Annotated in this window: 25 protein-coding genes and 1 pseudogene; 10 read left to right on the top strand and 16 right to left on the bottom strand. The window is 71.6% G+C overall.

Annotation, left to right across the window (positions count from 1 at the left end):
• Positions 1–3: 3 nt before the first annotated feature.
• The 6 genes and pseudogenes from OG870_RS44095 to OG870_RS44070 all read right to left on the bottom strand — a co-directional run.
• Positions 4–513, bottom strand: a pseudogene (locus tag OG870_RS44095) (DNA helicase); the annotation flags it as partial.
• A 174-nt stretch (positions 514–687) separates the two neighbouring features.
• Entirely contained in the window at positions 688–1,065 is a 378-nt protein-coding gene (locus OG870_RS44090) for a hypothetical protein (RefSeq protein ID WP_327692117.1), read from the bottom strand.
• Complete coding sequence (locus OG870_RS44085; RefSeq protein WP_327692116.1) at positions 1,062–1,940, bottom strand: DUF6083 domain-containing protein; 879 nt, start codon at positions 1,938–1,940, stop codon at positions 1,062–1,064. Before OG870_RS44085 ends, OG870_RS44090 begins: the two co-directional genes overlap by 4 nt.
• Positions 1,941–2,092: 152 nt before the next feature.
• Positions 2,093–2,362: a helix-turn-helix transcriptional regulator gene (locus OG870_RS44080; protein WP_327692115.1), complete on the bottom strand. Its 270-nt coding sequence runs from the start codon at positions 2,360–2,362 to the stop codon at positions 2,093–2,095.
• Between the two features lie 1,475 nt (positions 2,363–3,837).
• Positions 3,838–5,016, bottom strand: coding sequence for an acyl-CoA dehydrogenase family protein (locus OG870_RS44075; RefSeq protein ID WP_327692114.1), 1,179 nt, complete (start codon positions 5,014–5,016; stop codon positions 3,838–3,840).
• A 249-nt stretch (positions 5,017–5,265) separates the two neighbouring features.
• A complete protein-coding gene (locus tag OG870_RS44070) occupies positions 5,266–5,637 on the bottom strand; it encodes a ferredoxin (protein ID WP_266588605.1) in 372 nt (123 codons plus the stop codon).
• Between the two features lie 122 nt (positions 5,638–5,759).
• Here OG870_RS44070 and OG870_RS44065 point away from each other — a divergent pair, with 122 nt between their 5' ends.
• Positions 5,760–6,125, top strand: a complete 366-nt coding sequence (locus OG870_RS44065) for a DUF6479 family protein (protein WP_327692113.1) — start codon at positions 5,760–5,762, stop codon at positions 6,123–6,125.
• Positions 6,126–6,293: 168 nt separating this feature from the next.
• Here OG870_RS44065 and OG870_RS44060 read toward each other — a convergent pair whose 3' ends face one another.
• Positions 6,294–6,881, bottom strand: a complete 588-nt coding sequence (locus OG870_RS44060) for an Rv1733c family protein (RefSeq protein ID WP_266526006.1) — start codon at positions 6,879–6,881, stop codon at positions 6,294–6,296.
• Between the two features lie 180 nt (positions 6,882–7,061).
• Here OG870_RS44060 and dhaK point away from each other — a divergent pair, with 180 nt between their 5' ends.
• The 3 genes from dhaK to OG870_RS44045 all read left to right on the top strand — a co-directional run bounded on the left by dhaK (position 7,062) and on the right by OG870_RS44045 (position 9,128).
• A complete protein-coding gene (dhaK, locus tag OG870_RS44055) occupies positions 7,062–8,054 on the top strand; it encodes a dihydroxyacetone kinase subunit DhaK (RefSeq protein ID WP_266526008.1) in 993 nt (330 codons plus the stop codon).
• 68 nt (positions 8,055–8,122) lie between these two features.
• A complete protein-coding gene (dhaL, locus tag OG870_RS44050; RefSeq protein WP_266526010.1) occupies positions 8,123–8,725 on the top strand; it encodes a dihydroxyacetone kinase subunit DhaL in 603 nt (200 codons plus the stop codon).
• Positions 8,718–9,128 carry a PTS-dependent dihydroxyacetone kinase phosphotransferase subunit DhaM gene (locus OG870_RS44045; protein WP_266526012.1) on the top strand — a complete coding sequence of 137 codons (411 nt, stop codon included), beginning with the start codon at positions 8,718–8,720 and terminating at the stop codon, positions 9,126–9,128. The genes dhaL and OG870_RS44045 overlap by 8 nt, the downstream gene beginning before the upstream one ends.
• Before the next feature lie 556 nt (positions 9,129–9,684).
• On the opposite strand, the gene OG870_RS44040 is transcribed toward OG870_RS44045, so the two are convergent.
• Positions 9,685–10,380, bottom strand: coding sequence for a glycoside hydrolase family 75 protein (locus OG870_RS44040; protein WP_327692112.1), 696 nt, complete (start codon positions 10,378–10,380; stop codon positions 9,685–9,687).
• A 488-nt stretch (positions 10,381–10,868) separates the two neighbouring features.
• Here OG870_RS44040 and OG870_RS44035 point away from each other — a divergent pair, with 488 nt between their 5' ends.
• On the top strand, positions 10,869–11,861 hold the full coding sequence (locus OG870_RS44035; protein WP_327692368.1) for a fibronectin type III domain-containing protein: 993 nt from the start codon (positions 10,869–10,871) through the stop codon (positions 11,859–11,861).
• A gap of 169 nt (positions 11,862–12,030) precedes the next feature.
• Complete coding sequence (locus OG870_RS44030; RefSeq protein ID WP_266526017.1) at positions 12,031–12,585, top strand: hypothetical protein; 555 nt, start codon at positions 12,031–12,033, stop codon at positions 12,583–12,585.
• 12 nt (positions 12,586–12,597) lie between these two features.
• Here OG870_RS44030 and OG870_RS44025 read toward each other — a convergent pair whose 3' ends face one another.
• Positions 12,598–13,149, bottom strand: a complete 552-nt coding sequence (locus OG870_RS44025) for a PadR family transcriptional regulator (RefSeq protein WP_266526019.1) — start codon at positions 13,147–13,149, stop codon at positions 12,598–12,600.
• 185 nt (positions 13,150–13,334) lie between these two features.
• On the bottom strand, positions 13,335–15,350 hold the full coding sequence (locus OG870_RS44020) for an NADPH-dependent 2,4-dienoyl-CoA reductase (protein WP_266526021.1): 2,016 nt from the start codon (positions 15,348–15,350) through the stop codon (positions 13,335–13,337).
• A gap of 116 nt (positions 15,351–15,466) precedes the next feature.
• Here OG870_RS44020 and OG870_RS44015 point away from each other — a divergent pair, with 116 nt between their 5' ends.
• Positions 15,467–16,627: a M20 family metallopeptidase gene (locus OG870_RS44015; RefSeq protein ID WP_327692111.1), complete on the top strand. Its 1,161-nt coding sequence runs from the start codon at positions 15,467–15,469 to the stop codon at positions 16,625–16,627.
• 42 nt (positions 16,628–16,669) lie between these two features.
• On the opposite strand, the gene OG870_RS44010 is transcribed toward OG870_RS44015, so the two are convergent.
• Together OG870_RS44010 and OG870_RS44005 are read right to left on the bottom strand one after the other, a co-directional pair.
• Positions 16,670–17,038, bottom strand: a complete 369-nt coding sequence (locus OG870_RS44010) for a hypothetical protein (RefSeq protein ID WP_266526025.1) — start codon at positions 17,036–17,038, stop codon at positions 16,670–16,672.
• Between the two features lie 104 nt (positions 17,039–17,142).
• A complete protein-coding gene (locus OG870_RS44005) occupies positions 17,143–18,018 on the bottom strand; it encodes a hypothetical protein (RefSeq protein ID WP_327692110.1) in 876 nt (291 codons plus the stop codon).
• 300 nt (positions 18,019–18,318) lie between these two features.
• Between OG870_RS44005 and OG870_RS44000 the strand changes: the two genes are divergently transcribed.
• Both OG870_RS44000 and OG870_RS43995 read left to right on the top strand, forming a co-directional pair.
• Positions 18,319–20,385 carry a SpoIIE family protein phosphatase gene (locus OG870_RS44000; RefSeq protein ID WP_266526029.1) on the top strand — a complete coding sequence of 689 codons (2,067 nt, stop codon included), beginning with the start codon at positions 18,319–18,321 and terminating at the stop codon, positions 20,383–20,385.
• Between the two features lie 118 nt (positions 20,386–20,503).
• Positions 20,504–21,178, top strand: a complete 675-nt coding sequence (locus OG870_RS43995) for a hypothetical protein (protein WP_266526032.1) — start codon at positions 20,504–20,506, stop codon at positions 21,176–21,178.
• A 35-nt stretch (positions 21,179–21,213) separates the two neighbouring features.
• Here the strand turns inward: OG870_RS43995 and OG870_RS43990 are convergent, their stop codons facing one another.
• Together OG870_RS43990 and OG870_RS43985 are read right to left on the bottom strand one after the other, a co-directional pair.
• On the bottom strand, positions 21,214–22,098 hold the full coding sequence (locus OG870_RS43990; RefSeq protein WP_443063453.1) for a putative protein N(5)-glutamine methyltransferase: 885 nt from the start codon (positions 22,096–22,098) through the stop codon (positions 21,214–21,216).
• A gap of 172 nt (positions 22,099–22,270) precedes the next feature.
• Positions 22,271–23,332 (bottom strand): hypothetical protein, encoded by a 1,062-nt coding sequence (locus tag OG870_RS43985; protein ID WP_266587453.1) that lies wholly within the window; start codon positions 23,330–23,332, stop codon positions 22,271–22,273.
• 150 nt (positions 23,333–23,482) lie between these two features.
• Between OG870_RS43985 and OG870_RS43980 the strand changes: the two genes are divergently transcribed.
• The gene (locus tag OG870_RS43980; RefSeq protein ID WP_405626693.1) at positions 23,483–23,881 is read left to right on the top strand and encodes a MarR family winged helix-turn-helix transcriptional regulator; all 399 of its coding nucleotides are present in this window, start codon (positions 23,483–23,485) and stop codon (positions 23,879–23,881) included.
• Positions 23,882–24,084: 203 nt separating this feature from the next.
• Here OG870_RS43980 and OG870_RS43975 read toward each other — a convergent pair whose 3' ends face one another.
• Both OG870_RS43975 and OG870_RS43970 read right to left on the bottom strand, forming a co-directional pair.
• The gene (locus OG870_RS43975) at positions 24,085–24,807 is read right to left on the bottom strand and encodes a GNAT family N-acetyltransferase (protein WP_266526039.1); all 723 of its coding nucleotides are present in this window, start codon (positions 24,805–24,807) and stop codon (positions 24,085–24,087) included.
• A complete protein-coding gene (locus OG870_RS43970) occupies positions 24,804–25,718 on the bottom strand; it encodes an NADP-dependent oxidoreductase (protein WP_327692108.1) in 915 nt (304 codons plus the stop codon). The genes OG870_RS43975 and OG870_RS43970 overlap by 4 nt, the downstream gene beginning before the upstream one ends.
• Positions 25,719–25,745: the final 27 nt, after the last annotated feature.

The following is a 25,745-nucleotide window of genomic DNA, read 5'->3' as shown; positions in this document are numbered from 1 at the left end:
ACACGCCTTGTGGGCGAACGGCACTACGACCTCGGCAAGTCGGGCTTGCTCGTCCGGCGCACTCAAGCCGCGCAGCGCGGGTACGTGGTGAGAAGCCAGGGTCCGGTCAGCCGAGTGGCAGAAACGGGTCACCGTGCGCAGGACGCTGTGCGACAACGTTCTGTGGCTGATCTCGTGATCTCCGATACGGATGGGGGATGTGATGCCGAGGGCCTGGCCGATCTTCCAGGCGGGCTGGCGAGGGCTGTTGAGTCGGTAGGCAAAGCGGTGGCCGAGGGCTGCGTAGGCCGTGGCGTGCGCGGTTTTACACGTCACAGATCGCGGGAAACGTGCGGAGGCGTCGCGTGCGATGTCCTTGTTGAAGGCGAGGTAACGCCCTCGGCGTTTGGTACTGGCGGCGAGCAGGCTCAGCGTGCTGGTTTTTCCTGTGCCGGCGCCTGCCTGCAGCACGAGGTGATGGCCATCTCGGAACGCTTCGACGGCGTGTGCCTGTTCGTCTGTGGGCGTGTGCAACAAGGGCTCCACGAGGAGAAGGGCTAGTGGTTCGGGTGCGAGTGGCTCCGCCGAGCGCGGCCGGCGGCATACGAGTCAGCTACGGCCGAGCTTGACGGCGGAGCAGGATGTGGGCTGTGCAGGCAAGTACGTCTTCGGAGGAGTGGAGAGCGAGCTGGACTTCGAGTTGCGCCGTCAGCTGCCGGAGCGTTCCCTCTCGTTCCGTTCGAGAGCTGCGGTCATGCTCCGGGCAACGAAGTCGCCGGGCCGCTGTCCCCTGGCGGTCGCGGCCTGGCGGATCGCCGCTCGCGCGGTACGGCTGAACTCGAGGTTGAGAAGGACCTGCCCATGCTGGTCGGGATAGTGGGTGGTCAGGGCATCGACGGGCAGAAGGTGGTGCAGCCGCCGGCGTAGTGACCGCAAGGCGCGGCCGGGCGTCTTGGCCGGATGGACGACCATCAACCGGGTGCGGTCGGCCGTCACTGCGAGGGGCACGGTACGACGCGCCCGGTGGAGCTCGCCATTGGTGGCTGGCCTGGTCAGCAGGATTTCAATGGCGTGGTGCGATGTCACGACCCAGCCGCTCCATGCTCGTGGTGCTTCAGCCGCGGACGACGGACATGGTTCGGCAGGCGGTTGTGGATGTGCGCTCGGTGGAGCATGGGGTCGAAGGACTCCCAGTCGGCCAGCGCGAGGTCCGCTGCTGACGGGGTCGCGGCGTGAGTGGAACCCCGCTGCATGCGCCAGCGCAGTTGCTCGGCGTAGGGAAGCGCGGTGAGGTCAAATACAGCCATGAGCTCACAGGGCAAGGCGAGTTGCCCCCGTGTGGCCGTGGCGGGTACCAGCCTCCAGACGCCCACCTGGGTGTCTGCGGTGAGGAGCCTTTCCATGCAGCGATCGCGGTGACGTGTCTGCGCTACACACTGGATTTCGTCCACGGGGTGCGCAGCCAGGTAGCGGACGTACAGGAGTTGCACGACGGGTCTGGCAGGTCGGCAGACGTCGGGGTGTGCCGTTGGCCGGCCCGGAGGAGTGTTCGGGGTGAACGCGCCGGTGTCGATCAGACGGCGCGTGTTCAGCGCCAGCACCCGGCGCAGCCCGTCCAGCGCGGAGGCCACGGCCGCAGCGTCACGAGCGGGGCAGACAAGGTCGTGCGCCAAGCGGCACCAGGCTCTGCCGTCGTCGGCCGGATGGGCGACACCAGAGCTGACGTGCCATCGATAGGCGGTGGGCACCTCGGCCGCGGGCACTTCCCGGGGGTGCAGAGGGACGGGCCGCGCAATGCTCCGGTCGTACCACTCGACGGGGTTGCCGCACTCTCGGCAGCGATCAGGCTGAGCACAGCGCAGGAGCCGACTGGGGCTGTCGTGCTCGATGCGCAGTGAGCGTCGCGGGTAGGCGACAGCGGGGCTGCCGTCCCAAGCCCGCGATGTGGATGAAGAACGCATGCACGCGAAGGTGCCAGGCAACACGCCGCATCCACGACACCGAGGCCGGGAGGTCCCTCGAACAGCCCCATTTCATGAATCGCACGTTCTAGTTGTCGATCAAAGATTCGTGTCGAGTCGCCGGTCCGGGTGATTGGCGCGAGCCCTCCCGGTCAGTGGTCAGTGCCGGTCGCCCCCGGGGGCTCGTGCCCCTCGCACAGGGCTCCGAAGAGCTCGTCGAGTGGAGTGCTCAAGGCATGTGCGAGGGCGTGCCAAGTCTTGAGAGTGCCGATGGTGCGCCCCTGCTCAATCTCGATGAGGGTCCTTCTGGCCAGGCCGCTTCGGGCAGCGAGCTCGTCATAGCTCCAGCCGCGCGCCGCCCGCAGCCGCGCGAGCTCCAGACGCAGCGCCTCGAAATCCGGGTCGGGCGGGAAGATCGTCACGCGCCCAATCCGACGGTGCAGACCACTGCCCTGTCAGTGCAGACCCCTGCCCTATTTCTGCAGGTGGCGACATCGGACGGAGGGCAGGGGTCTGCACTACCGTGTGCGGGCCACCCCCACCCTCTGCGGGTACGGCGCAGACATGACGGGAGGAACACGCCCCCCATGAGGCTTTGCACGACACGACACGACCCGGCGTCCGGCGCGCCTGGACCGTGGAACTGCGCCCACAGCCCGGCGGACCGATCCTCGTATGCCAGCAGTGCTCCCACAGTGGGCGACTACTCAGCGGGACATCCGCTCGGTCGGAGCTCCTGGCCCACTTGGCACGACACGCTCGCCGCGATCCCCTCCCCGCGCACCTCCGTACTTGCCAGTGCCAAGAGCGCGGCTGCAACTGGCACCCGCGTCATAGAGGCTGCGGAGGGCCCATCCGGCTCGTGCTCGCACGCGAGCGAGGCGGACGACTGTGGCGCCTCGCGGATGCGTGTACGTCCTGCGCCGCCGCCACGTCACAGGCGGCCGTCGTTCCCGACACGTTCATCAGCGCTGCGACATGTCGCCGTCGCATGCGGACATTTACCGAAAGCGCCGAAGCCCCAGAGCCCCGGACAGACAGACTCGGGTACGGGAGATGCTCAACTATCTCGCCTCCGCACTGCCGGCTGAGACCGGACCCGCGGCCCGAATGATCGCCCTGCAATGCGCCTTGCGCATGAACGACTCAGCTCAAGTCCGCTTGCCGCTCGGGGTACTGCGCAGCCTTCGTTTGGAACCTGCCACGGATCGTGGCGGGAGCTCCGCCAAGCACAATGGCTAAGCACAAACCTGCCCGCGTCGCGCTCCATCGCAGGCGCTGCGGTCGTCCAGCTTCTCGACGTCGGGCTCTTCACCCAATGCCCGGCGCGCCCTGACCGTCTCGCTGCCGCAGACTGGGCACTACGAACCGCTTGCCGCGTCCGCACGAACTGCGACCCACTTCCCCAACTCGTTGCCACGTGCCTCGCGGCCCATACCGCGCCAAAAAGTATCCACGGAGTAGCGGAAGCGGATCGACTGGCACGCGAGTGCGGGCTGTCCGCGACGGAGTTCACTGAAACACTTGGCCGATTGACAACCACAGGGCACATCGGCTCCTGGAACATGCAATCGGCGTCGGACGATCTGCACTGGCCTGTGGCAGAACAGCTTGTTGGATGGTCAACACTCGATCTTTAATCGTGGCTTGATGCGGTGGTTGGGGCTGCAAGGGCCCGGTGGACTACGTCTGTTCAGGCGATGGGGCATGGCGGTGGGAACCGAGAGAGCAGACTTGTTTGGCGCCTGCGGCGATGGGCACGCATTTCGGCACCGGTATCGCTCACCCGCCATGCTCCGGCCTGACTAGGAGGCAACCGGCTGGGGTCACGATCCCACTGGATCCCGGTGCCAACTATCCTCGGTATGTGACAACTAGCGTCTGTGGTCACAGCAGGCTAACGCCGTACCCGTGGCATCCCCAGACCGATCCACGAGATGATCTCCCGCTGGATCTCGTTGTTGCCGCCGCCGAAGGTGAAGATCACGGCGGAGCGGTAGCCGCGCTCCAGTTCGCCGTGGAGCACCGCGCCGGCCGAGCCCTCCTTCAGCACGCCCGCGGCGCCGACGATCTCCATCAGCCAGGCGTAGGCGTCCCGGCGGGCCTCGGAGCCGTAGACCTTGACGGCGGAGGCGTCCTGTGGGGTGAGGGTGCCGTTGTGCACGGCGTTCACCATCTGCCAGTTGAGGAGCTTCATCGCGTCGAGCCTGGTGTGTGTCTGGGCGAGGCGGCGGCGCACCCAGGGCAGGTCGACGACGCGGCGGCCGTCGGCGAGCTTGGTCTCGAGGGCCCAGCGCTGCACGTCCTGGAGGGCGCGGATCGCCATGGTGCCGTGGGCTGCGAGGGTGACGCGTTCGTGGTTGAGCTGGTTGGTGATCAGCCGCCAGCCCTGGTTCTCGGCGCCGACGCGGCGGGAGACGGGAACACGGACGTTCTCGTAGTAGCTGGCCGTGGTGTCGTGCGAGGCGAGGGTGTTGATGAGCGTGCAGGAGTAGCCGGGGTCGGTCGTCGGGACGAGCAGCATGGTGATGCCCTTGTGGGGCGGGGCGTCCGGGTCGGTGCGCGTGGCGAGCCACACCCAGTCCGCGGTGTCGCCGTTGGTCGTCCAGATCTTCTGCCCGTTGACGACGTACTGGTCGCCGTCGCGCACCGCGCGCGTCTTCAGCGAGGCCAGGTCGGTGCCCGCGTCGGGCTCGCTGTAGCCGATCGCGAAGTCGATCTCGCCGGAGAGGACCTTGGGCAGGAAGTACGCCTTCTGCTCGTCCGTGCCGAACTGCATGATCGTCGGTCCGACCGTGTTCAGCGCCATCAGGGGCAGCGGTACCCCTGCCTGGGCGGCCTCGTCGAAGAAGATGAACTGCTCCATCGCCGTCAGTCCGCGCCCGCCGTACTCCTTGGGCCAGCCCACGCCGAGCCATCCGTCCGTGCCGAGGCGCCGGATCGTCTCGCGGTAGAAGCGTTTCTGCGTGGCCGGTTCGCCATGCCGGGCGTACGCGTTGTCGGGCACCAACTCGGCGAAGTAGGCGCGCAGTTCGCTGCGCAGCCGCAGCTGCTCGGGCGTGTATTCGAGGTGCACGGCGCCTCCAGGCTTCGCAGGCCGGTCCTGACGGCGCACACCGTAGAACGTGTTTCAGAAATTGGGAATGCCGAGGCGTACGGAAAGGGGCCCGCGGTCACCGTGCGGGCCCGTTTCGTCTCGAACCGGTCAGTGCGCGACGCAAGTTGTCCGCTCGGCGCCGGCCGCCCGCGCCGCCTTCGGGACGGCGAGGTCACGGTCCACGGGTACCCAGGTCGACCGCCCGGCGCTGCGCTGCGCCCCGCGTCGTCAGTTCAGTGTGGCGAGGAAGTCCGTGCACGCCCGTGCGCAGTCCCGGCCGGCCTTCGCGCCGTCCTCAGCGCCCGGCAGCCGGTCGAAGACGTGCGCGCACTCCAGGCACACGGTGCGGCACCACTCCACCTGGATGCGGATGCCGACCTCGTCCAGCCGGTTCTGCTCGGAGAGCACCCGGCAGGTCGCGTCGCACACCTCCGCGCACATGATGCCCTTGCGTCGTACGAGTTCCTGCTCCTGTGTGCCGTCCGGGTCCACGAGGCTCGCGCGCAGAGCACAGGCGCGTGCACACTCGGTGCACGCCTGAGCGACGGCGAAGCGGTCCTCCAGGAACCGGAAGAGCTCCTGCTCGGTCGTCGAAGTCACGTCGGCCGGGTTGCCGGGGTCGATCGTGCCAAACACCGGGAAGCACGGGGTTTGCTGAGCTCGCCGGCTCGGGTCTCCGAGGAGGGCCGGTTCACGTCGGGCCGCTCGGGTACCCGCGGCCCATGAGCTCCGCATGGATGGACATCGCCGCAGGCCGCGGCGCACTCGGGATCGGCCTGGTCGTGGTGGGTGTGGTGGTCGTGGCGCTGCTGATCGGCGCCTTCTGGCTGGGCGCACGTATCCGGGGCCGCGAGCCCGGTCCGCCGCGCCCCGAGGATCAGCCGCGGCTGCCGGACGACGGCCCGGTCCGCGAGGTACTGGAGAACCGCGAGCCCGACGAGGTGCCGCACAGCGACCACCGGCTGACGCCGCACGAGATTCCCGGCCACGGCAACTCGCCGACCCGGACCAGTCCGTCGCAGGACCGGCTGCGCTGGCGCGACGGCGGCAGCGGTTCCTTCGGCAGCGGCGGTCCCGGCGCAGGCTGACGTCGGCGCCGTCCACGTCGGCCCCGGACGGGCGGCCCTGCGGCAAGCACTGGCGCTCGCCGCAGGGCCGCCCTCTGGTTCGCCGTGCGGGTACCTGCCGCGAAGCCCCCACGTCCGTCACCCCGGCGAACGCGTCACCCCAACGGACCCGTCAGCCCGACGGACCCGTCAGCCCGTCGTGTGCCCCCAACGTCGGCCGACGCGCTCCCACTCGGCTCCCCACTGTTCGGTGGCCCGATGCTCCACCCGTATGCGCATCAGGCGGCCGCCGACGAGGACCAGGGCGCCGGTGACCGCGGCTACGCCGGTACCGGCCAGCACCGCCCGCGTCGTCGCCTCCGTGGAACTGACGGGCGGCGTCACCAGATGGCCGCGCCCGTCCGTCCACGCCGCCACCGCGCTGCCGGACCTGGTCGCGGGCTTCACCTCCGTCGAGCCCGTGCGGACGGTGCCCCTCTCGTCCGTCCAGCGGACCTTCGCGAGCACACGGTCGTAGCGCGCGCCGGTGACCACGTCCCGTCCGCTGTCGGGCACGGTCCTGATCAGTACCGCGGTCACGGGCCGGCGTTCCGCCCGGTCCCGTTCCACCGTGCGCTGTGCGGCCTGGGCGACGACGACACCGGCGGCGACCGCCCCCAGCGTCGCGACGGCCCAGGCGGCCAGCACGATCCACGCCTCCAGCAGGTCGCTGCGCCGCCGCAGCGGATTGCTCCGCCAGCGCCACCCCAGGAGCCTCACCCGTCTGACCTTTCGCATCGGTCACACCTCCTCACGGGCGCAATGAGGACGGACACACCTAAAAGGTCTCACTCCACGATCCGGAATGGGAGGGTCGACCTGTGGGGAGCAGTCGTACAAACGGACTGCCGGTCCACGTGACCGCCGCGGTCGCAAGGTCGATACTGCCCACAGGTGCCAGGCTCACCAGGAGGAACCATGAAGATGTTGATCAACGTCCCGGAGTCCGTGGTCGTGGATGCGCTGCGAGGCATGGCGGCGGCCCATCCCGAGCTGATCGTCGACGTGGAGAACCGGGTGATCGTACGGCGGGACGCCCCCGTGGCGGGGAAGGTCGCCCTGATCTCGGGGGGCGGCTCGGGGCACGAGCCGCTGCACGGCGGATTCGTGGGCCCCGGCATGCTGTCGGGTGCCTGCCCCGGCGAGGTGTTCACGTCGCCGGTTCCCGATCAGATGGCCCGCGCCGCGGCGGCCGTGGACAGCGGGGCGGGCGTGCTGTTCATCGTGAAGAACTACACGGGTGACGTGCTCAACTTCGACATGGCGGCCGAGCTCGCCGAGGACGAGGGCATCCAGGTCGCCAAGGTGCTGGTCAACGATGACGTGGCGGTCACCGACAGCCTCTACACGGCCGGGCGCCGGGGCACCGGGGCGACGCTGTTCGTGGAGAAGATCGCGGGTGCCGCGGCGGACGAGGGACAGCCACTGGAGCGGGTGCAGGCGATCGGCCGGCAGGTCAACGAGAACTCCCGCAGCTTCGGCGTCGCGCTCAGCGCCTGCACCACCCCGGCCAAGGGCAGCCCGACCTTCGACCTGCCGACCGGCGAGCTGGAGCTGGGCATCGGCATCCACGGCGAGCCCGGCCGGGAGCGGCGGGCGATGATGACCTCGGGTGAGATCGCCGAGTTCGCGGTGAACGCGATCCTTGAGGACATGCCCCCGCGCAACCCCGTCCTCGTGCTGGTCAACGGCATGGGCGCGACGCCCCTGCTGGAGCTGTACGGGTTCAACGCCGAGGTGCAGCGCGTGCTCACCGAGCGTGGCGTCGCCGTCGCGCGCACCCTGGTGGGCAACTACGTCACCTCGCTCGACATGGCGGGCGCCTCGGTCACGCTGTGCCAGATCGACGAGGAAATGCTCCGGCTGTGGGACGCACCGGTGAAGACGCCGGGGCTGCGCTGGGGGATGTAGGAAAACCAGCCAGCCAGCCTGCCGGCCGGGTGTCAACGGTCAACGTACCTACCACGCAAGGAGATCCAGTGCTCGACGCCGACTTCTTCCGCCGCTGGCTGACGGCGGCCGCCGCGTCCGTGGACCGCGAGGCGGAACGGCTCACCGCCCTCGACTCGCCCATCGGGGACGCCGACCACGGCAGCAATCTGCAACGCGGGTTCCGGGCCGTGACCGCGACGCTGGAGAAGGAGGCACCCTCGACGCCCGGCGCGGTCCTGACACTCGCCGGACGGCAGCTGATCTCGACCGTCGGCGGCGCGTCGGGGCCCCTGTACGGCACGCTGCTGCGCCGTACGGGCAAGGCGCTCGGGGACGCCGGTGAGGTCAGCGAAGCGCAGTTCACCGAGGCGCTGCGGGCCGGGGTGGACGCGGTCATGGCGCTCGGCGGCGCCGCGCCGGGGGACAAGACCATGATCGACGCGCTGGTGCCTGCCGTGGACGCGCTCGACGACGGCGGCTTCGCCGCCGCCGCGGCCGCCGCCGAGCAGGGCGCGCTCGCGACGACGCCGCTGCAGGCCCGCAAGGGCCGGGCCAGCTATCTCGGGGAGCGCAGCATCGGACACCAGGATCCCGGCGCCACCTCGTCGGCGCTGCTCATCGGAGCCCTCACGGAGGCCGGCGGTGAGTGACGACAAGCAGGTCGGGATCGTGCTGGTCTCGCACAGCGCCGAGGTCGCCGCGTCGGTGGCCGAGCTGGCGAAGGGGCTTGCGGGCGGCGGGACTTCGGTGCCCGTCGCCCCGGCGGGCGGCACCGAGGGCGGCGGGATCGGCACGAGCTCGGAGCTGATCGCCGCCGCGGCCGCGGCCGTGGACCGGGGCGCCGGGGTCGCCGTGCTCACCGACCTCGGCAGCGCCGTGCTCACCGTGAAGGCGCTGCTCGCCGAGGGCGACGAACTCCCCGACAACACCCGGCTGGTGGATGCCCCCTTCGTGGAGGGAGCGGTGGCCGCGGTGGTCACGGCGGCCACGGGCGCCGACCTGGCGGCGGTGGAGGCAGCGGCCGCGGACGCGTACAGCTACCGGAAGGTCTGAACGGACGGTCCAGCCGAGCCCGTCCGCCGCGGCCCAAGGCCGAGCACATGGACGGCATCAGCCCGGCCTCCGCCGTCACGGGGCCGGGCTCCCCGTCCGCGATGCGCCAGGCGTCGTGTCGTGCTCGACGGCCGCGCGCGGAGGCGGGCACGGGCGCGGTCGTGAACACCGCCTCCAAGGCGGCATCCGGGGCTGTGCCGCGGGCGCCGCCTGCACGGTCTCCCGGCACGGGGGCAGGGGCCTGACCCAGTCGCTCGCGGTGATGTGCCGCGACCAGGGCATCCGCACCAAGGCCATCGCCCCGGGCGGTACGGCCACGGGGATGAGGCCCGACGTGGGCAGGAACGCGTACGGGCCGACGGCTCTCGGCCCGTACCTCGGCGACGGGGGCCGCGTGCCCCAGCCTCCGGGAGGCGGCCGTGGGCGGACCGGTGAGCCGGCGGAGCGGGGCGCCGCGATCGTGTTCCTCGCCTGGCCAGGGCGCGGCGAGCGACGTCAACGGCGGGGCCGGCCGGTCGGTGACGGGCGGGCGGCCGTCCGACGGCCGCCCGGGGGCTCACTCGCTCTGCACGAACTGCCTCGCCAGCCGCCGACCCGCCGTGACGGCGGCGGCATGGCTCTCGATCGGCTTGGCCTGCGAGTACTTGAAGACGATGTAGGTGACGCCCGAGGGCGTGCCGCCGCTGCGCGGGCCCGGGGCGATGCCGAGGCCCTTGGCGGTGGCGTAGGACGCCTCGCCGATGATGTTGCTCGGACCGATGTCGCCGACCACCGCGTACTGCACCCGGTCCCGGTAGACGACGGCGACGATCGAACCGCCGCGGACGCCGTAGTCGCGGTGGTCCCAGATGCGGCTCGCGGCGGGCACGACGATGTACGGGAGGCGTTCGGCGCTCAGGTGGCGTCCGTCGGACTGCTGGTAGGCGGTGGCGCGGGAGAACTGCGGGTCGTTGCGGCGGTTGCAGCGGGGGCCGGACCGTCCGTCGCAGTCGATGTCCATGTCGGCCTTCCAGAAGACGGCGCGCCGGGTGCCGCACACCGCGATGTTGGCCGGTTTGCCGGCGTCGCTGCGGTACCGGCCGTGAGAGACCTGGGTGCAGTCACGCACCTTGGCCAGCAGGTCGGCGGCCGGGACGTCGCCCTCGCGCCAGGACACCGGCTCCACCCGGACGCCGGGATCGGCGTCGGGCAGCATCGCCGGGGCAAGCAGCGCGGCTCCGGCCACGGCCAGGGTCAGCGTCTGGACACGCACGATGAGGGACCCTCTCTTCCGGGAAACTGACGGGCATTCGGCCCGATCTGGTGCCGTAACGATCATTCGGACACCGTAGGCGGGCCGGACGGCGCACGGCTTCAGGCAGGTCACGGCGTGGCGCGCCCCGGAATGTCCGGCAGGGGCCGGGCGCCTGAGCCTGCGTCGGCTCCGGGCGCCCGGCCACCCGCGTCCGGCGCGGGAACAGCGACGACAGCGGCCCGCGCCACCGGCGTGAACTCACAAGCCCTCAAGGAGAGTTCAGCCGCGAGGAGCTTCAGCATACGTAACTCCCGCGGGCGGCCACCACGGCAGCCGCCTCCGTGGCCGCTTCCGGGGGCGACACCGAACACCGCCCTCTTGATGCGGCCACGCCAGGAGCCTCATATTGGTACGGACCATTGCCGCCATGCCGTCCGGGAGGCAGAGCCGTGCGTCGCGACACCGTTCTCGTGAACCGCTCCGTTCTCGCGCGCCGGTCCGTTCTCGTGTACCGATCCCTCGTCCTCTGTGCGGCACTGGCCTTGGTCGGCGCCTGCGCTGGAAGCGAGAGCGGGAACGGGAGTGCGAGCGGCGATGACGGGCGGTCTCCAGGCGCGCCCTCGGGCGTGACCGCGGCGGCGGGCAGCTCGTCGAGCGTGCACGTGATGTGGAACGCGGTGTCCGCGAACCCTCGCGTCAGCGTCTACGAGGTGTATCGCGGCACCACAAAGGTCGAGGAGGTGCCCGCTTCCGAGCACATGGTGGACGTCGTCCGGCTCAGACCCTCCACGGTGTACGTCTTCACCGTGCGGGCGCGGAACACCGAGGGCCGGCTCGGGCCGCCCGGCCGTGCGGTGCGGGCGACGACCCCCGCGGCCGCGGCGGCGGACGGCACGGCGCCCACCCGTCCGGGGAAGGCGCGGGGCCGCGTGGTCGGGAGCAGGGCCGTCGAGCTGTCCTGGTCCGCGTCGAGCGACGACCGGGCCGTGCTGTCGTACGACATCCACCAGGGCGCCTCCAAGATCCACAGCGTGGGCGGGGCACAGACGGCGACCGTGGTCACGGGACTGCGGCCGGGCACCCGGTACGCCTTCACCGTCCGAGCCCGCGACGCGGCCGACAACGTCTCGCCTCCCAGCGGCACCGTCCGCCTCACCACCCCGGGTTCAGACGACGGGCGGAACACGGCGCCCACCGCCTTCGGTGCGACGAGCCGCCGCGCCGACGGGGCGTACTACCTCGACCTCCGCTGGATCCCGCCGCGCACGGACGGCGTGGTCACGGAGTACCAGATCCGCCTCGACGGCCGGACGGCCACCTCCCTGGTCTACGGCGGGGACGCGCCGCGCGACCGGGCGTCGTACTCGTTCTACGTCGGCCGGGAAGCCGGCGTGACCCACCGTGTGCGGATCCGGGCGAAGCTGCCCGACGGCAGCTGGGGCGGCTACTCGGAGCAGCGGAGCGTGACGACCGGGGCGGGCGGCGGCTCCCGGCCGTGACGGCGCTCCCCGCATGGGCCGGACGAAGGAATCCGTCACCTGCCCGGGGGCCGTCCGCGTGCGGAGCGGGCCGTGGGGACGTTGGCTGCCCCTGAGGCAGCACGGGCGATTCCCGACCCTCGGCGGCGCAAGGGATGTACCGCCAACCGTGCCGTCGGAGGGCAGACCAATGCGCAACTCCCAGCTACTCCTCCGCTCCGCCCTGACCGCGGCAGCCGCCGCCGCGCTCCCCGTAGCCCTCGCCGCCGTGCCGGCCGCGGCGCAGGGGACGGGGATCTCGGTGAGCACCAGCGGGACCACGGTCTCGGTGACGACCAGCACCTGCTCCCGGACCACCAGCAGTGGCAGCTGGGGCACCGCCTCGCTGCTCAACAGCAGTCAGACGAACTTCGCCGAAGGGCGGCAGGTGTCCCTGTCCGGGACCACCGCGCTGCAGTCGGCGGCCTGGTCGAACGTGAGCCCGGGCACCTACACGGTGGTGGTCATCTGCTCGTTCAACAACAGCACCGCGGGCACCCAGTCGGTCATCGTCGCCCCCGCATCCACCCCCACCATCTCCGCTACGGCCAAGCCCTCGCCCTCGCTCGGTGTGATGGGCGGGCTGGGCGGCGCCGTCAAGGACTACGGCCCGGTCACGCTCGGAGTGGGCGCCGCCCTGGTGGGCACGGGCGTCATCGCGACGGGCTGGTACCTGCGCCGCCGCGCCAAGCCGAACCGCCTCTGAGGGCGGCCGCGCTCACGCCGTCCCGGGACCGGGCAGTTCGGTGAACTCCTCCAGGGCGTGCGTGAGCCACTGCGTCCAGAAGGTCTCCAGGTCGATGCCCGCCCGCAGCACGAGATGCCGCAGCCGGTCCTGGGGAGCGTCCTTGCCGGGCGGGAAGTCGCGCTTCTCGATCTCCTGGTACTCGGCCAACTGCAGCCGGTGCAGCTCCAGATGTCGGCGCAGGTCGGTCTCCAGACCGTCCGTGCCCACCACGGCCGCCGCGCGCAGCCTCAGCAGCATCACATCGCGGTGCGGCTTGGGGTCCTGGGACGCGGCGGTCCAGCGGGCCAGTTCGGCACGGCCCGCGGGCAGGACCTCGTAGCTCTTCTTCTGCCCCCGGGCCGGCTGCTTGGACGGCAGGGCCCGGATGTGGCCCTCGGCCTCCAGTTTTCCCAGCTCGCGATAGATCTGCTGGTGCGTCGCCGACCAGAAGTAGCCGATCGACCTGTCGAACCTGCGGGTCAGCTCCAGCCCCGAGGACGGCTTTTCGAGCAGGGCGGTGAGGATCGCGTGCGGGAGGGACATGGATTCATCCTAGGGACGGTGACCAGGGCCTGTTGCGCAAGTGACGTCGTCGCCCGAAGGGCGGCCGCGCGGCGTCCGGCGCGTGCTCCGGGGGTCCCCCCCGGCCGGAGGCTGGGGGAGTGTGCATGCCGGGCGTCGCGCGGCTGGGGGCACCCCCTCTGGGGGAGCCACCTTCGCCACAGGGCCTAAAGGGCGGCCGCGATCTCCGTGCCCTGCTTGATGGCACGTTTGGCGTCCAGTTCGGCGGCCACGTCGGCGCCGCCGATCAGGTGCGCGCTGCGGCCCGCGGCGACCAGCTCCTCGTACAGGCCGCGGCGCGGCTCCTGTCCGGTGCACAGCACGATCGTGTCGACGGCCAGGATCGTGCTCTCCTCGCCGACGGTGACGTGCAGTCCGGCGTCGTCGATACGGTCGTAGCGGACGCCCGGGACCATGGTCACGCCGCGGTGCTTGAGCTCGGTGCGGTGGATCCAGCCGGTGGTCTTGCCGAGGCCCGCGCCGACCTTGGTGGGCTTGCGCTGCAGGAGGTGGACGGTGCGCGGCGGCGCGGGACGCTCGGGAGCGGCGAGACCGCCGGGCGCGCTGTAGTCCATGTCGACGCCCCACTGGCGGAAGTACGTCGCCGGGTCCTCGCTCGCCTTGTCCCCGCCGTCGGTGAGGAACTCGGCGACGTCGAAGCCGATGCCGCCCGCGCCGAGGATGGCGACGCGGTCGCCGACCGGTGCGTTGTCACGCAGGACGTCGAGGTAGCCGACGACGCTGGGGTGGTCGACGCCCGGGATGTCCGGGGTGCGCGGGGTGACGCCGGTGGCGACGACGACTTCGTCGTGGTCCGCCAAGTCCCCTGCTGTCACAGGCGTGTTGAGGCGTACGTCCACGCCGTGCGCGTCGAGCTGGTGGCGGAAGTAGCGGATCGTCTCGTCGAACTCCTGCTTGCCGGGAACCCTGCGCGCGACGTTGAGCTGGCCGCCGATCTCGCTCGCGGCGTCGTACAGGGTGACCTCGTGGCCGCGTTCGGCCGCCGATACGGCGCAGGCGAGTCCGGCCGGTCCCGCGCCGACGACGGCGACGCGCTTGCGCAGCCGGGTCGGGGAGAGGACCAGCTCGGTCTCGTGGCAGGCGCGCGGGTTGACCAGGCAGGAGGTGATCTTGCCGCTGAAGGTGTGGTCGAGGCAGGCCTGGTTGCAGCCGATGCAGGTGTTGATGGCCTCCGGCTTCCCGGCGACGGCCTTGGCTACGAAGTCCGGGTCGGCGAGCATCGGGCGGGCCATGGAGACCATGTCCGCGTACCCGTCGGCGATCAACTCCTCGGCCAGTTCAGGGGTGTTGATGCGGTTGGTGGTGACGAGCGGGACCGATACCGCGCCCATGAGCTTCTTCGTGACCCAGGTGTAGGCGCCGCGCGGCACGGAGGTCGCGATGGTGGGGATGCGGGCCTCGTGCCAGCCGATGCCGGTGTTGATGATCGTCGCGCCGGACGCCTCGACGGCCTTGGCGAGCGTGATCACCTCGTCGAGGGTGGAGCCGCCCGGGACCAGGTCCAGCATGGACAGGCGGTAGACGATGATGAAGTCCTCGCCGACGGCCTCACGGACGCGGCGGACGATCTCGACGGGGAAGCGCATGCGGTTCTCGTACGAGCCGCCCCAGCGGTCGGAGCGCTGGTTGGTCTGCGCGGCGATGAACTCGTTGATGAGGTAGCCCTCGGAGCCCATGATCTCGACGCCGTCGTAGCCGGCCTGCCGGGCCAGGCGGGCGGCGCGTGCGTAGTCGTCGATGGTCTGCTCGACCTCGGCGTCGGTGAGCTCGCGGGGCGGGAAGGGGCTGATCGGGGCCTGGAGGGGGCTCGGTGCGACGAGGTCCCGGTGGTAGGCGTACCGGCCGAAGTGCAGGATCTGCATCGCGATCCGGCCGCCCTCGCGGTGCACGGCGTCGGTGATCTGCCGGTGCTGCTCGGCCTCCGCGTCGGTGGTGAGCTTCGCGCCGCCCTCGTACGGCCGCCCGGCGTCGTTGGGCGCGATGCCGCCGGTGACGATGAGGCCCACTCCCCCGCGTGCCCGGGCGGCGTAGAACTCCGCCATGCGCTCGAAGCCGCGCTCGGCCTCCTCCAGACCGACGTGCATGGAGCCCATGAGGACGCGGTTGGGCAGCGTGGTGAAGCCCAGGTCGAGCGGGTTCAGCAGGTGCGGGTAACGGCTCATCGGGGTCCTCCGTGCACGGTGTGGTGCCTCTGTTGTAGAGGACCCCGACCATGTTTTGCAACTAGTTGCACAAGCGGGAGGGGGTGACTCGGGCCACCCGGGGGCACAGTGGCCCCATGAGCCCCGAAGACGCCGAGGTGGTCGCGCTCGCCCAGGAGTTGATCCGCCGCCCGAGCCGGGCCGGGATCGACGACTACGAGCCGGTCCTCGCCGCACTGGAGGACTGGCTCGGAGCCCGTGACCTGCCGTGTCGCCGCCTCCACGACGGCACGGGCCGGCCGGTCGCGCTGCTGGTGGAGGTCGCGGGCGGCCGGCCGGGGCCCTGGTGGGCACTCGACGCCTGCGTGGACACCGCCCCGTACGGCGACGAGGGCGCCTGGTCGTTCCCGCCGGACCGCGGGGAAGTGGTGGACGGGTGGCTGCGGGGGCGGGGAGCGGCCGACTCCAAGCTGGCGGCGGCGATGTTCTGCCGGATCGCGGCGGACCTGCACGGCCGGGCCGCTGACCTGCACGGCGGGCTCGCGGTCCTGCTGGACGTCGACGAGCACACCGGCGGCTTCGGGGGTGCGCGGGCCTATCTCGCGGACCCGGACGCCGTACGCCCGGCCGGGGTGATGATCGGCTATCCCGGGCCGCAGGAGGTGGTGGTCGGCGGGCGGGGGCTGTGGCGGGCCACGATCGCGGTGCACGCGGCCTCCGCCCACTCGGGGTCGAGGCGTACGACGGTCGGAGCGGTCTCCCGTGCGGCGCGGCTCGTGCAGCTACTGGAGGAGGCCGAACTCCCGGACGCCGAGGGGGAGTTCCCGCTTCCACCGAGGTTGACGGTGACCTACTGCCACGGCGGCGAGGGCTTCTCGGTGGTTCCCGACCTGTGCGAGCTGGGCGTCGACGTCCGCACCACCCCGGGCTTCGACGCCCGCGCGGCCGAGGAACTGGTCCGCGCCGCGGCGGCCGAGCTGGACCGGCGGCTGCCCGCTCCCCGGCCGACCGGCATCACCGAGGTGGCGGTGTGGCCGCCTTTCCGGCTCGCCGAGGACGAGCAGCCGGCCGCCGCGCTGCTGGAGGCCGCCGCCGCCGAGGGGCTCACGGTTCGGGCGAAGACCGCGGGCCCGTCGAACATCGACAACCTGCTGGCGAGCGCGGGCATCCCGGCCACGGCGGGATTCGGCGTCCACTACGAAGGCCTGCACGGCGCGGACGAACGCGCCCGCCTCACGGACCTGCCCGCGGTCCACGCCGTCTACCGGCGCGCGGTGCTCGACCTGCTGACCAGGTGAGCCCTGCCGCCGGAGCCGTTCTGGTCGGATCAGCTCGGCCGGTCAGCGGCTTTCCAGGCGTACGTGCAGTTCCCGCTCCTGGTCGCCCGAGGCCGAGGTGAGGTCGCGCACCGAGAACAGCGGGTCCAGCGTGGTCCGCAGGCGCTCGACAGCCCAGTAGCCGCCCTGGGCGTCGACCTCGACCGAGGACGAGAGCCGGGCGGGAGCCGGGCACTCGTGGGCGTCGGTGACCTCGAAGGTGCCGAGCCACACCATCGGACGGGTCTCGTGGAGCTGCTGCGGCACCTCGTCGGGGCCACGGTCGGACTCGAAGCACGCGCACAGCGTGTCGAAGACGATCCGTGCGTCCTCCTTGCTGCATCCGCTGATCTCGAGCGCTACGGGCTCCTCGTGCGGTCGCACACGGTCCATCGTGATCGCTCCTCTCGTGGCGGTGGCGCGGCCGTGCGGGTTCCCCGCGAACCGCGCCACATCCCCAGAAAAGCACCACCGTCCGGGGCAGACCAGCGAGAGGCTCAGCTCCGTGCGAATCGGTACGTCTTGCTGTCCGTCAGCACGCAGAAGCCCGGCGACACGACGATCACGCGCAGGGTGGCGTTCCGGCGGTCGTAGTCGATGCCCTCCACCTCGAACGTGCCGGAGCAGGAGCTGCGCAGCGGAAGCTGCCGCAGGGCCGTGACATGGCCGAAGACGTCCGAGGTGCCGTTGGGTTCGGCGGACAGGTCGATCTGCAGCAGTGGCTTGGTCATGCCGAACAGCGAGCCCTCCGGGTCGTCGGAGGAGCACAGGAGCGTGGTCGGGCCGGAGAAGTCGCATCCCTGCACATCGCGTACCGCGTGATCGAGGTTGACGGTGGAGGCCTGCGGGAGGTTCGCGGAGGGGGAGGTGCTCGCGTTGGCCCCCGGCGTCGGGAACACCAGCAGGCGGCTCATGGTGCCGTACTCACCGGACAGCATCCACTGGCCGCCGGGCGAGATCGCGACCCAGGAGTTGTTCAGCGCCTCGCCGGGGCTGAGCGTGTGGACGTATTCGGACCAGGTGCCGTTCGGCGCCTGGACGCGGAACATCTTCGCGTTGCCCGAGTCGGCCTGGTACGGCTCGACGTAGTAACCGTCGTAGGAGGCGTCGGGGTCGCCGACGTGGTTCCAGCCACGTCTGCTGACGTCGGCGGGGACGGTGCCGATGCCGGTGTAGCGGTTGGGGCTCCCGGCCGGGACCTCGACCGAGGTCAGACCCTGGCTCTCGGTCAGTGGATCGGCGCGGTCGGAGCCCACTTCGGTCCAGGTGTCGGCGGCCGACGCGGGCGGGGCGGCGGACAGGACGGCGGCGGTGGCGAGGGCGAGGGCCGCGGTCAGGGCCGCCTGACAACGTTGCCGGGCGCGCAGGGGCATGGGTGGGCTCCTCCGTTGGGGGGGTGGGCATGCTCGGCCGAACAGCGCGGAACAGTGCGGACAGTCTGGCGCGACCAAGTGGTCATGTACAGACCAATTCCCTAACGGAGGCTTTCGGCTCCGCGACGCTCCGCCCCGGGTAGTGTCGTCACGATTCCGACGGCGGGACGGCCCCGGCTGTGTTGAGGGATGGTGGAGGTGGGCGACGGGGTCGTCACAGGGACGGTTGAGCGCGGTAGAACATGGGGAGTCGGCACAGGGGACGGCGTGCCGCGCGAGCGGGCGAAGGCGGTGCGTGGAATGAGTGCACCTGGGTTTCCGGTGGCCGACGGCGAGGAGTCGGTGCGGCCGAGCGGGCTGCTCGACGTGCTCCGCGTCGCCTCGGTGGTCCTGGATGCCGAGGGACGCATCGTGCTGTGGAGCCCGCAGGCCGAGGAACTGTTCGGCTATCCGGCCCAAGAGGCACTCGGCGAGTACGCGGCCCGGATCATGGTGCACGAACAGCACCTCGACCTGGTGGTCAAGCTGTTCGCCGACGTCATGGTCACCGGCCAGAGCTGGGCCGGGGCCTTCCCCATCCGCCGCAAGGACGGCACCACGCGTCTCGTGGAGTTCCGCAACATGCGGCTGCTGGACGACCACGGCGACGTCTACGCGCTGGGCCTGTGCGCCGACCGGTCGACCGTACGGCGGCTGGAGCGGGACGTGGCCCTGTCCACCCGGATGATCGCCCAGTCCCCCATCGGGCTGGCCGTCCTGGACACCGATCTGCGGTACGTGTCGGTCAACCCGGCGCTGGAGGAGATCAACGGGCTGTCGGCCGAGGACCACATCGGCCGTTCGATCCGCGAGGTCCTGCCGCATCTCGACATCGACGCCCTGGAGGCTGCCGCGCAGGAGGTGCTCCGGACCGGACGCCCCCTGGTCGACCAGCAGACCGTCGGCCGCACCCCGGCAGACCCGGACGACGAGCACGCCTTGTCGATCTCGCTGTACCGCCTGGACGACGCGGTCGGGACGGTCCTGGGCCTGGCCGGTTCGGTCGTGGACGTCACCGAACAGCACCGGGCGGGCGTGGAGGCGGAGGCCGCGCGGCGGCGACTCCAGGTCATCGCGGACGCCTCCGCCCGCATCGGCACCACGCTGGAGCTGGACCGCACGGCCCGCGAACTGGCCGACGTCGCCGTACCGGAGCTCGCCGACATCGCCGCCGTCGATCTGCTGGACGCGGTGGTGGCGGGCAGGCGCAGCAGCCTCGGCCCCGCGGAGCCGGCGGTGATCCGGGCCCTGGCCGTGCAGGCGGAGGGTGCCCCGGAGGCGCTGCGGGCGGCCGACCCACCCGGGCAGGTGGCCCGGTACGGCCCCGACCGCCTCGTCACCGAGTGCGTACGCACCGGCCGGCCGGTCATGGTGGCGCAGGTCGAGGGCGCGGACCTGCCCCGCATCGCCCGCTCGCCGGAGGCGGCGGACCTACTGGCCCGTGCGGGCGTCCACTCCTATCTGGCCGTGCCGCTGACCGCCCGGGGCGAGGTGCTCGGCGCCCTCGACCTCAAGCGCACGCACAACCCGCTGCCGTTCAGCGAGGACGACCTGCTGCTCGCCCGCGAGCTGGCGGCCCGCGCCGCGGTGCAGATCGACAACGCCCGCTGGTACCAGAACGCCCGCGACACCGCCCTCACCCTCCAGCGCAGCCTGCTGCCCAGCCATCCGTCAGTGACCGGCGGCCTGGAGGTCGCCTCCCGCTACCAGCCCGCGGGCGCCACCGCCGAGGTCGGCGGTGACTGGTTCGACGTGATCCCCCTGGACGACGGCAAGACGGCCCTGGTGGTGGGCGACGTGATGGGCAGCGGCATCAACGCCGCCGCGACGATGGGCCGACTGCGCACGGCGACCAACACCCTCGCCTCCCTCGACCTCGATCCGGCCCGGCTCCTGGAACACCTCGACAAGATCACCGATGGCCTGGACCACTCCATCGCCACCTGCGTCTACGCCGTCCACGACCCCGAGCTGCGGCAGTGCCGGATCGCCAACGCGGGGCACCTGCCGCCGGCCAGGCTGCGCGCCGGGCGTCCCCCGGAACTGCTGGACCTGCCCACCGGGGTGCCGCTGGGCGTGGGCGGGGTCGCCTTCTCGACCACCGCGGTCGACCTGGAACCCGGCGACCGCCTGGTGTTCTACACCGACGGCCTGGTGGAGACCCGGCAGCATCCCCTCGACGAGCGCCTGGACGCACTCCTGGCCCTCCTCGAAGGCCCCGACCGCCCCCTGGAGGAGGTCTGTGACCTCCTGCTGCGCACCCTGCACCAGCCCGACAACTCCGACGACGTGGCGCTTCTCATCGCGCGGGTGCAGAAACCGGGCTGATCAACCGGGACGCCCGGTTCTCACAGGTATTGATTACCTGCTCCTTATCGTCCACACCCGACAATCACAGTGAGGCGTGGCATAAGGATGCCGGTGCCGTGGCCGATGGGAGCGAGCGGTGACCCACGAATCGGACGACTGGGAAGTGATGACGGGTCCGGGCGGTACGGACCACGAACCGGGGCTCTGGCGGCGGCGGTCCCGCCGGTCGCGCGCCGTGATCGCGGCGGCCACGGTCGTCGTCCTCGCCCTCGGCGGCACCGTCGCCTACGCCGCCACCTCGGGCGGCTCGGGCCAGGGCGCCACGCCCTCCGCGTCCGGATCCGCCTCTCCGGACGGGCCGGGCGGCCGGCACGGTGGCGGCCCCCGGTTCGGGTTCGGCGTCGGCGGCATGGGGGTGCACGGCGAGGCGACGGTCAAGGACCAGGACACGGGCAAGTGGATCGTACGGACCTGGCAGCGCGGCACCGTCGAGAAGGTCGCCGGCGACCAGGTCACCGTCAAGAGCGACGACGGCGCCGCGTGGACTTGGACCGTGAACTCCGACACCACCGTGTTCCGGGACGGCACGAAGGGTTCCGGCACCGGCGACCTCAAGAAGGGCGAGACGGCTCTCCTCGTCGGCACCCGCTCCGACGACGGCACCAGGACCGCGACGCGCGCGCTCTCGGGCACCTGGGACGGCTGGGGGCCGGGCGGCCACCGGCACAACAGGTTCCCGGGCCCGGGCAACAGGGACTGGCGCGACCACGCACCGTCGCCGAGCCAGTCGGGCAGCGGCGCCACGACCTGACGCCGCTGCCGGTACCGCGGACCGGTCCTACGGGTCTACGGTCCGACGCCGATCACGACGTTGGCGTACAGCTCCTCGGAGACCGCCAGACGTGCCCTCAACCCACTGCCGGTGAAGGCGTCGAGGGCCGCGGTGGCCTGCCGTTCGCTCGTCTCGACCAGGAGGCAGCCGCCGGGGGCGAGCCAGCGGGGCGCCTCGGCGGCGACCCGGCGCAGGACGTCGAGTCCGTCCGCACCGCCGTCGAGCGCGACCAGCGGTTCGTGGTCGCGGGCTTCCGCGGGCAGCAGGCCGACCTCGCTCGTGGGGACGTAGGGCACATTGGCCGCGAGGATGGCGATCCGGCCGCGCAGATCGCCGGGCAGCGCCGCGAACAGGTCGCCCTCGTGCACCTGGCCGCCGACCGCGCCAATATTGCGGCGGGCGCAGCGCACCGCTGCCGGGTCGATGTCGGCGGCGTGCAGTTCCACCTGGCCGAGCCCGGCGGCCAGAGCGGCGCCGACCGCGCCCGAGCCGCAGCACAGGTCCACCACGACTGAGGCGTCCGGAACCTGGGCGAGGGCCTGGTCGACGAGGAACTCGGTGCGGCGGCGCGGCACGAAGACGCCGGGTTCCACGGCGATGCGCAGCCCTCTGAACTCGGCCCAGCCGACGACGAGTTCGAGAGGCAGCCCGGTGACTCGGCGGTCGACCATGGCGGCCAGTTCCGCGGGCGTGCCGGCGGTGGCCAGGATCAACTCCGCCTCGTCCTCCGCGAAGACACAGCCCGCGGCGCGCAACTCGGCGACGACGCGGGCACGGACGTCGGGCGTGGCCGGGGAGGAGGACAAAGAGGGAGCAGGGGGAGCAGAGGGAGAGGAAGGAGAAGCAGAGGAAGCAGAGGAAGCAGAGGAAGCAGAGGAAGCAGGAGAACGTGAGGGCATGGAGGCCGAGAGCCTTTCGGTGATGCGAAGGGCGCTCTCGCTGTCGCCTACCGGCGACCCACGTCGACTCGAGGAGAGAGCACCCGACCTGACACAGCGGTAATGGGTCTCACCTCCTCGGTCTGCGAAGGCCGGGACAGTCCGCGGCCGGACGGCCACATTACCCCAACGCTCAGACGCCGACGGTCTCCTCGACCTCTTCCTCGGCCTCTTCCTCGACCTGCTCCTCCTCGGCCTCCTGACGGTCCGCGCGTACCGGCGCGGCGGCGGGCGCGGGCACCTTCGCCCGCTCACGTACGGCGGCGATCGCCGTGATCACGAGGCCGAGCAGCAGCCAGGCCGCCAGCGTCCCCACGTTGCGGGACAGGCCGTCGCTGCCGAAGTACAGGAGGCTGCGGGCGCCCTCGACGAATCCGGCGCCGTTCCAGAAGGCGTGGAGGGTGCCGAAGAAGCCGTTCTGCAGGTCGGGGCGGAACAACCCGCCGGAGCTGGTGAAGTTGAGCATCACGAACAGCACCATCATGGCGAGGGTGGTCCAGCGCTTGAGGAACGTGTGCAGGCCCACGCCGACGAAGAGGATGCCCGCGGAGTAGAGCCAGGCCATGCCCCACAGCTGCGCGAGGTCGTGGTGGGCGAGGTGGAAGACGGGCCCGGCGAGCAGCGCGCCGATGCCGCTGACGACGGCGGAGACGCCGAGCGCCAGCAGGGCGCGCATACGCATCGGCAGGGTGCCGCCGGCGGCGCCGAGCGCGGCGACGGAGGCGTAGGAGCCGATGCTCAGCGCGATCAGCAGGAAGAACAGGCCCTGCCCGGTGGGGTCGTCGTCGACCGGTGCGGCCACGTCGGTGACCTTCAGCGCGACGCCCTGCGCGGCGGCGACGGGCGTGAAGACCTTTTCGACCGCCGTGGCGTCCATGTCGGAGGCGGCGGAGGCGACCACGAGCTCCGGCGCCCTCGCGCCGGGCACGTAGGCGCCCGTGATGTCACGGGAATTGAGGAGGTCGACGGCCTCGGAGCGGGTGGCGACCGTACGCACGTCGAGCTTGTCCCCCGCCTCGTCCTTGACGGTCTGCGCGAACACCTTCGCCTGCGGGCCGGAACCGACGACGGCGACCGGCAGGTGGTGGGGCTCCGGCGTCACGAACGCCCCCATGTACGCGAGTCCCATGCCGAGGCACATCAGCAGTGGGGTGATCAGGTGCGTGATCACATGGCGCAGGGACGGCGACCTCATCGCTCACAACCTCCAGATGGTTGGCTTATACAACTCTCACTCAAGTTGTACTATACAACCAAACCGTCGGTGGAACCACAGGGAGGTCCGGTGGGACGTGAGGGAGGTCTGGTGGAGGAAGACGAGGCCGTGGAGACGATCCAGCGGGAGATGACGGTCTTCGCGCGGCGCGCCCGCGCCTCGGCGGGCCGTATGCACCCCGAGCTGTCGCTGGTCTCGTACACGCTGCTCGGGCACCTGGAGGAGAGCGGTGGCTGCCGGGCGACCGATCTGGCGGCGCACTACGCCCTGGACAAGTCCACGGTCAGCCGTCAGGTGTCGGCGCTCGAACGGGCCCGGCTCATCGAGCGGCGCCTGGACCCGGACGACCATCGCGTCCAGGTCCTGCACCTGACCGACGCCGGGCGCCAGATCCTCGCCCAGGTCACCGACAGCCGCCGGGCGGCCTTCCGCGAGCGGCTGGCGGACTGGCCCAGCGAGGATCTGGAGCGGTTCGCCGACTGTCTCGTGCGCTACAACGCGTGGGCGCGCCCCTCGGACGAGGACTAGAGCCGCGGCAGGGAACGTTTGCCCGTCAAGGAGCGGCGTCCGGTGCGTGCTCTCGGCGTGCCGGCCGGAAGTCCTCGTACTGGACGTACTTGGGCTTTCGGCCGGTGCGGTGAGAGTGCGTGCCGGGCGTCGCGACGGGGCGAACGTTGCCTGTTGCGGCACTAGCCAACGAGGGGACGACGCTACGACAGGACGAGGATTGGCTAGTGGACGGCCACCGCCCGCTCGTCCGCGTGGTGTTCGGGGACGCGGGCCGCGCCGAACACCGTGGTGCGGCGCAGGCGGAAGCCGAGGGACTCGTAGAGGCGGATGGCGTTGGTGTTGCCTGCGCCGGTGTGCAGGAACGGCGTTTCGCCGCGCTCGCGGATGCCGTGGGCGACGGCGAGGATCAGCCGGGTCGCAAGGCCCTCGCCGCGGGCGGCGGGGTCGGTGCAGACGGCGCTGATCTCGGTCCAGCCGGGCGGGTGCAGCCGCTCCCCCGCCATGGCGACGAGGGCGCCGCCGCGGCGAATACCCAGGTAGGTGCCGAGTTCGACGGTGCGTGGCAGAAAGGGGCCGGGCTGGGTCCGCGCGACCAGGCCGAGCATCTCGGGGACGTCGGCGGGGCCGAGAACGACGGCCTCCGGGTCCGGCGCGGCGGCCAGGCCGTCGTCGACGAACTGCACGCCCTCGATCCGGAAGGTGATCTCCCAGCCCGCAGGAAGCTCGCCCCGGAATCCGAGGAGCGGGACCTCGGCGCCGGGGCCGGCGAGTGCCGCGAGATCGGCCCAGTCCTCGTCGTCGAGCTCGTCGGGCAGCGCCAGCCACGGCGTCACGTCGACGGGGTAGCGCAGCACCCGGCCGCGCCGCTCGGCGAAGTGGGCGTGCGGGCCGGTCAGCGCGGCGCGGGCGGGGTTGTCGAGGACGTGGGGTGTGCTGTCGCTCATATCGCGACCTCGATCACGATCTTGCCGCGGGCATGGCCCTCCTCGACGGTACGCAGCGCCTCGCCGGCCCGCGCCAGCGGGAAGGTCTGCGTCACCTGCGGGTCCAGGTCGCCGTTCACCACTAGCTCGGCAACCGCGGCGAGCCGGTCGGAGCTGCGCACCCGTGCGACGCGGGCGCCGCCCAGCTTCTCCACCACCTCGGGCGGGGCCCCGGCCGTGATGAGTCTGGTGCGGTCGGTGAGCAGCGTCGCCGCCTCCTGGAGGACGTCGCCGCCCACCAGGTCGTACACGCCGTCGACACCGCCCGGTACCCGCTCGGTCCAGCCCGGGCCGGACAGGACGTGCACCCCGCCGAGCGATTCGACGAGGTCCTGCTTGGCGGCACCGGCCACCCCGACGACGCGCAGGCCGCGGGCGCGGGCGATCTGTACGGCCGCGACACCGACCCCGCCGCCCGCGCCGGTCACCAGCACGGTCGCGTCTGCCGGCAGATCCAGCTGGCGGATTCCGTCGTACGCCGTCACGGCCGCGACGGGCAGGGTCGCGGCGTCGGCGAAGGACAGCGCGGCCGGCTTGGAGGCGATCAGGTCGACCGACAGCAGCGCGTACTCGGAGTACCCGCCGACGACGGGGTGGCCGAAGACGGCGTCCCCGACGGAGAATCCCTCGACTCCCTCACCGATCTCCTCCACCACACCGGAGACCTCGTTGCCGAAGTAGGCCGGGAAGTCGCGTTCGCCGCTCTCGCCCGGGCGGCGGTAGCCAGTGCGCTGTTTCCAGTCGACGGGGTTCACGCCCGCGGCACGCACCGCGACGAGCACCTGACCGGGGCCGGGGCTCGGCCGGTCCACGTCGACAAGGGCCTCGGCCTCCGGTCCGCCGTAGCGCGTGAAGACGTACGCCTTGGGCATCTGCTCCCACTCTCCTTCGCTGCCGCG

The sequence above is a fragment of the Streptomyces sp. NBC_00461 genome (genome assembly GCF_036013935.1).
In the GTDB taxonomy this organism is placed as follows: domain Bacteria; phylum Actinomycetota; class Actinomycetes; order Streptomycetales; family Streptomycetaceae; genus Streptomyces.
The sequence above is the reverse complement of the archived record's forward strand: the minus strand, read 5'-3'. Positions and strand labels throughout refer to the sequence as shown.

Bases quoted from the DNA above. Each gene is read 5' to 3' on its own strand.
- OG870_RS43990 (WP_443063453.1), bottom strand. From the start codon at position 22,098: ATGCCCTCACGTTCTCCTGCTTCCTCTGCTTCCTCTGCTTCCTCTGCT.
- dhaK (WP_266526008.1), top strand. From the start codon at position 7,062: ATGAAGATGTTGATCAACGTCCCGGAGTCCGTGGTCGTGGATGCGCTG.
- OG870_RS43980 (WP_405626693.1), top strand. From the start codon at position 23,483: ATGACGGTCTTCGCGCGGCGCGCCCGCGCCTCGGCGGGCCGTATGCAC.
- OG870_RS44015 (WP_327692111.1), top strand. From the start codon at position 15,467: ATGAGCCCCGAAGACGCCGAGGTGGTCGCGCTCGCCCAGGAGTTGATC.
- OG870_RS44030 (WP_266526017.1), top strand. From the start codon at position 12,031: ATGCGCAACTCCCAGCTACTCCTCCGCTCCGCCCTGACCGCGGCAGCC.
- OG870_RS44020 (WP_266526021.1), bottom strand. From the start codon at position 15,350: ATGAGCCGTTACCCGCACCTGCTGAACCCGCTCGACCTGGGCTTCACC.
- OG870_RS43985 (WP_266587453.1), bottom strand. From the start codon at position 23,332: ATGAGGTCGCCGTCCCTGCGCCATGTGATCACGCACCTGATCACCCCA.
- OG870_RS44000 (WP_266526029.1), top strand. From the start codon at position 18,319: ATGAGTGCACCTGGGTTTCCGGTGGCCGACGGCGAGGAGTCGGTGCGG.
- OG870_RS44065 (WP_327692113.1), top strand. From the start codon at position 5,760: ATGAGCTCCGCATGGATGGACATCGCCGCAGGCCGCGGCGCACTCGGG.
- OG870_RS44010 (WP_266526025.1), bottom strand. From the start codon at position 17,038: ATGGACCGTGTGCGACCGCACGAGGAGCCCGTAGCGCTCGAGATCAGC.
- OG870_RS44060 (WP_266526006.1), bottom strand. From the start codon at position 6,881: ATGCGAAAGGTCAGACGGGTGAGGCTCCTGGGGTGGCGCTGGCGGAGC.
- OG870_RS44005 (WP_327692110.1), bottom strand. From the start codon at position 18,018: ATGCCCCTGCGCGCCCGGCAACGTTGTCAGGCGGCCCTGACCGCGGCC.
- OG870_RS44085 (WP_327692116.1), bottom strand. From the start codon at position 1,940: ATGCGTTCTTCATCCACATCGCGGGCTTGGGACGGCAGCCCCGCTGTC.
- OG870_RS43970 (WP_327692108.1), bottom strand. From the start codon at position 25,718: ATGCCCAAGGCGTACGTCTTCACGCGCTACGGCGGACCGGAGGCCGAG.
- OG870_RS43975 (WP_266526039.1), bottom strand. From the start codon at position 24,807: ATGAGCGACAGCACACCCCACGTCCTCGACAACCCCGCCCGCGCCGCG.
- OG870_RS44025 (WP_266526019.1), bottom strand. From the start codon at position 13,149: ATGTCCCTCCCGCACGCGATCCTCACCGCCCTGCTCGAAAAGCCGTCC.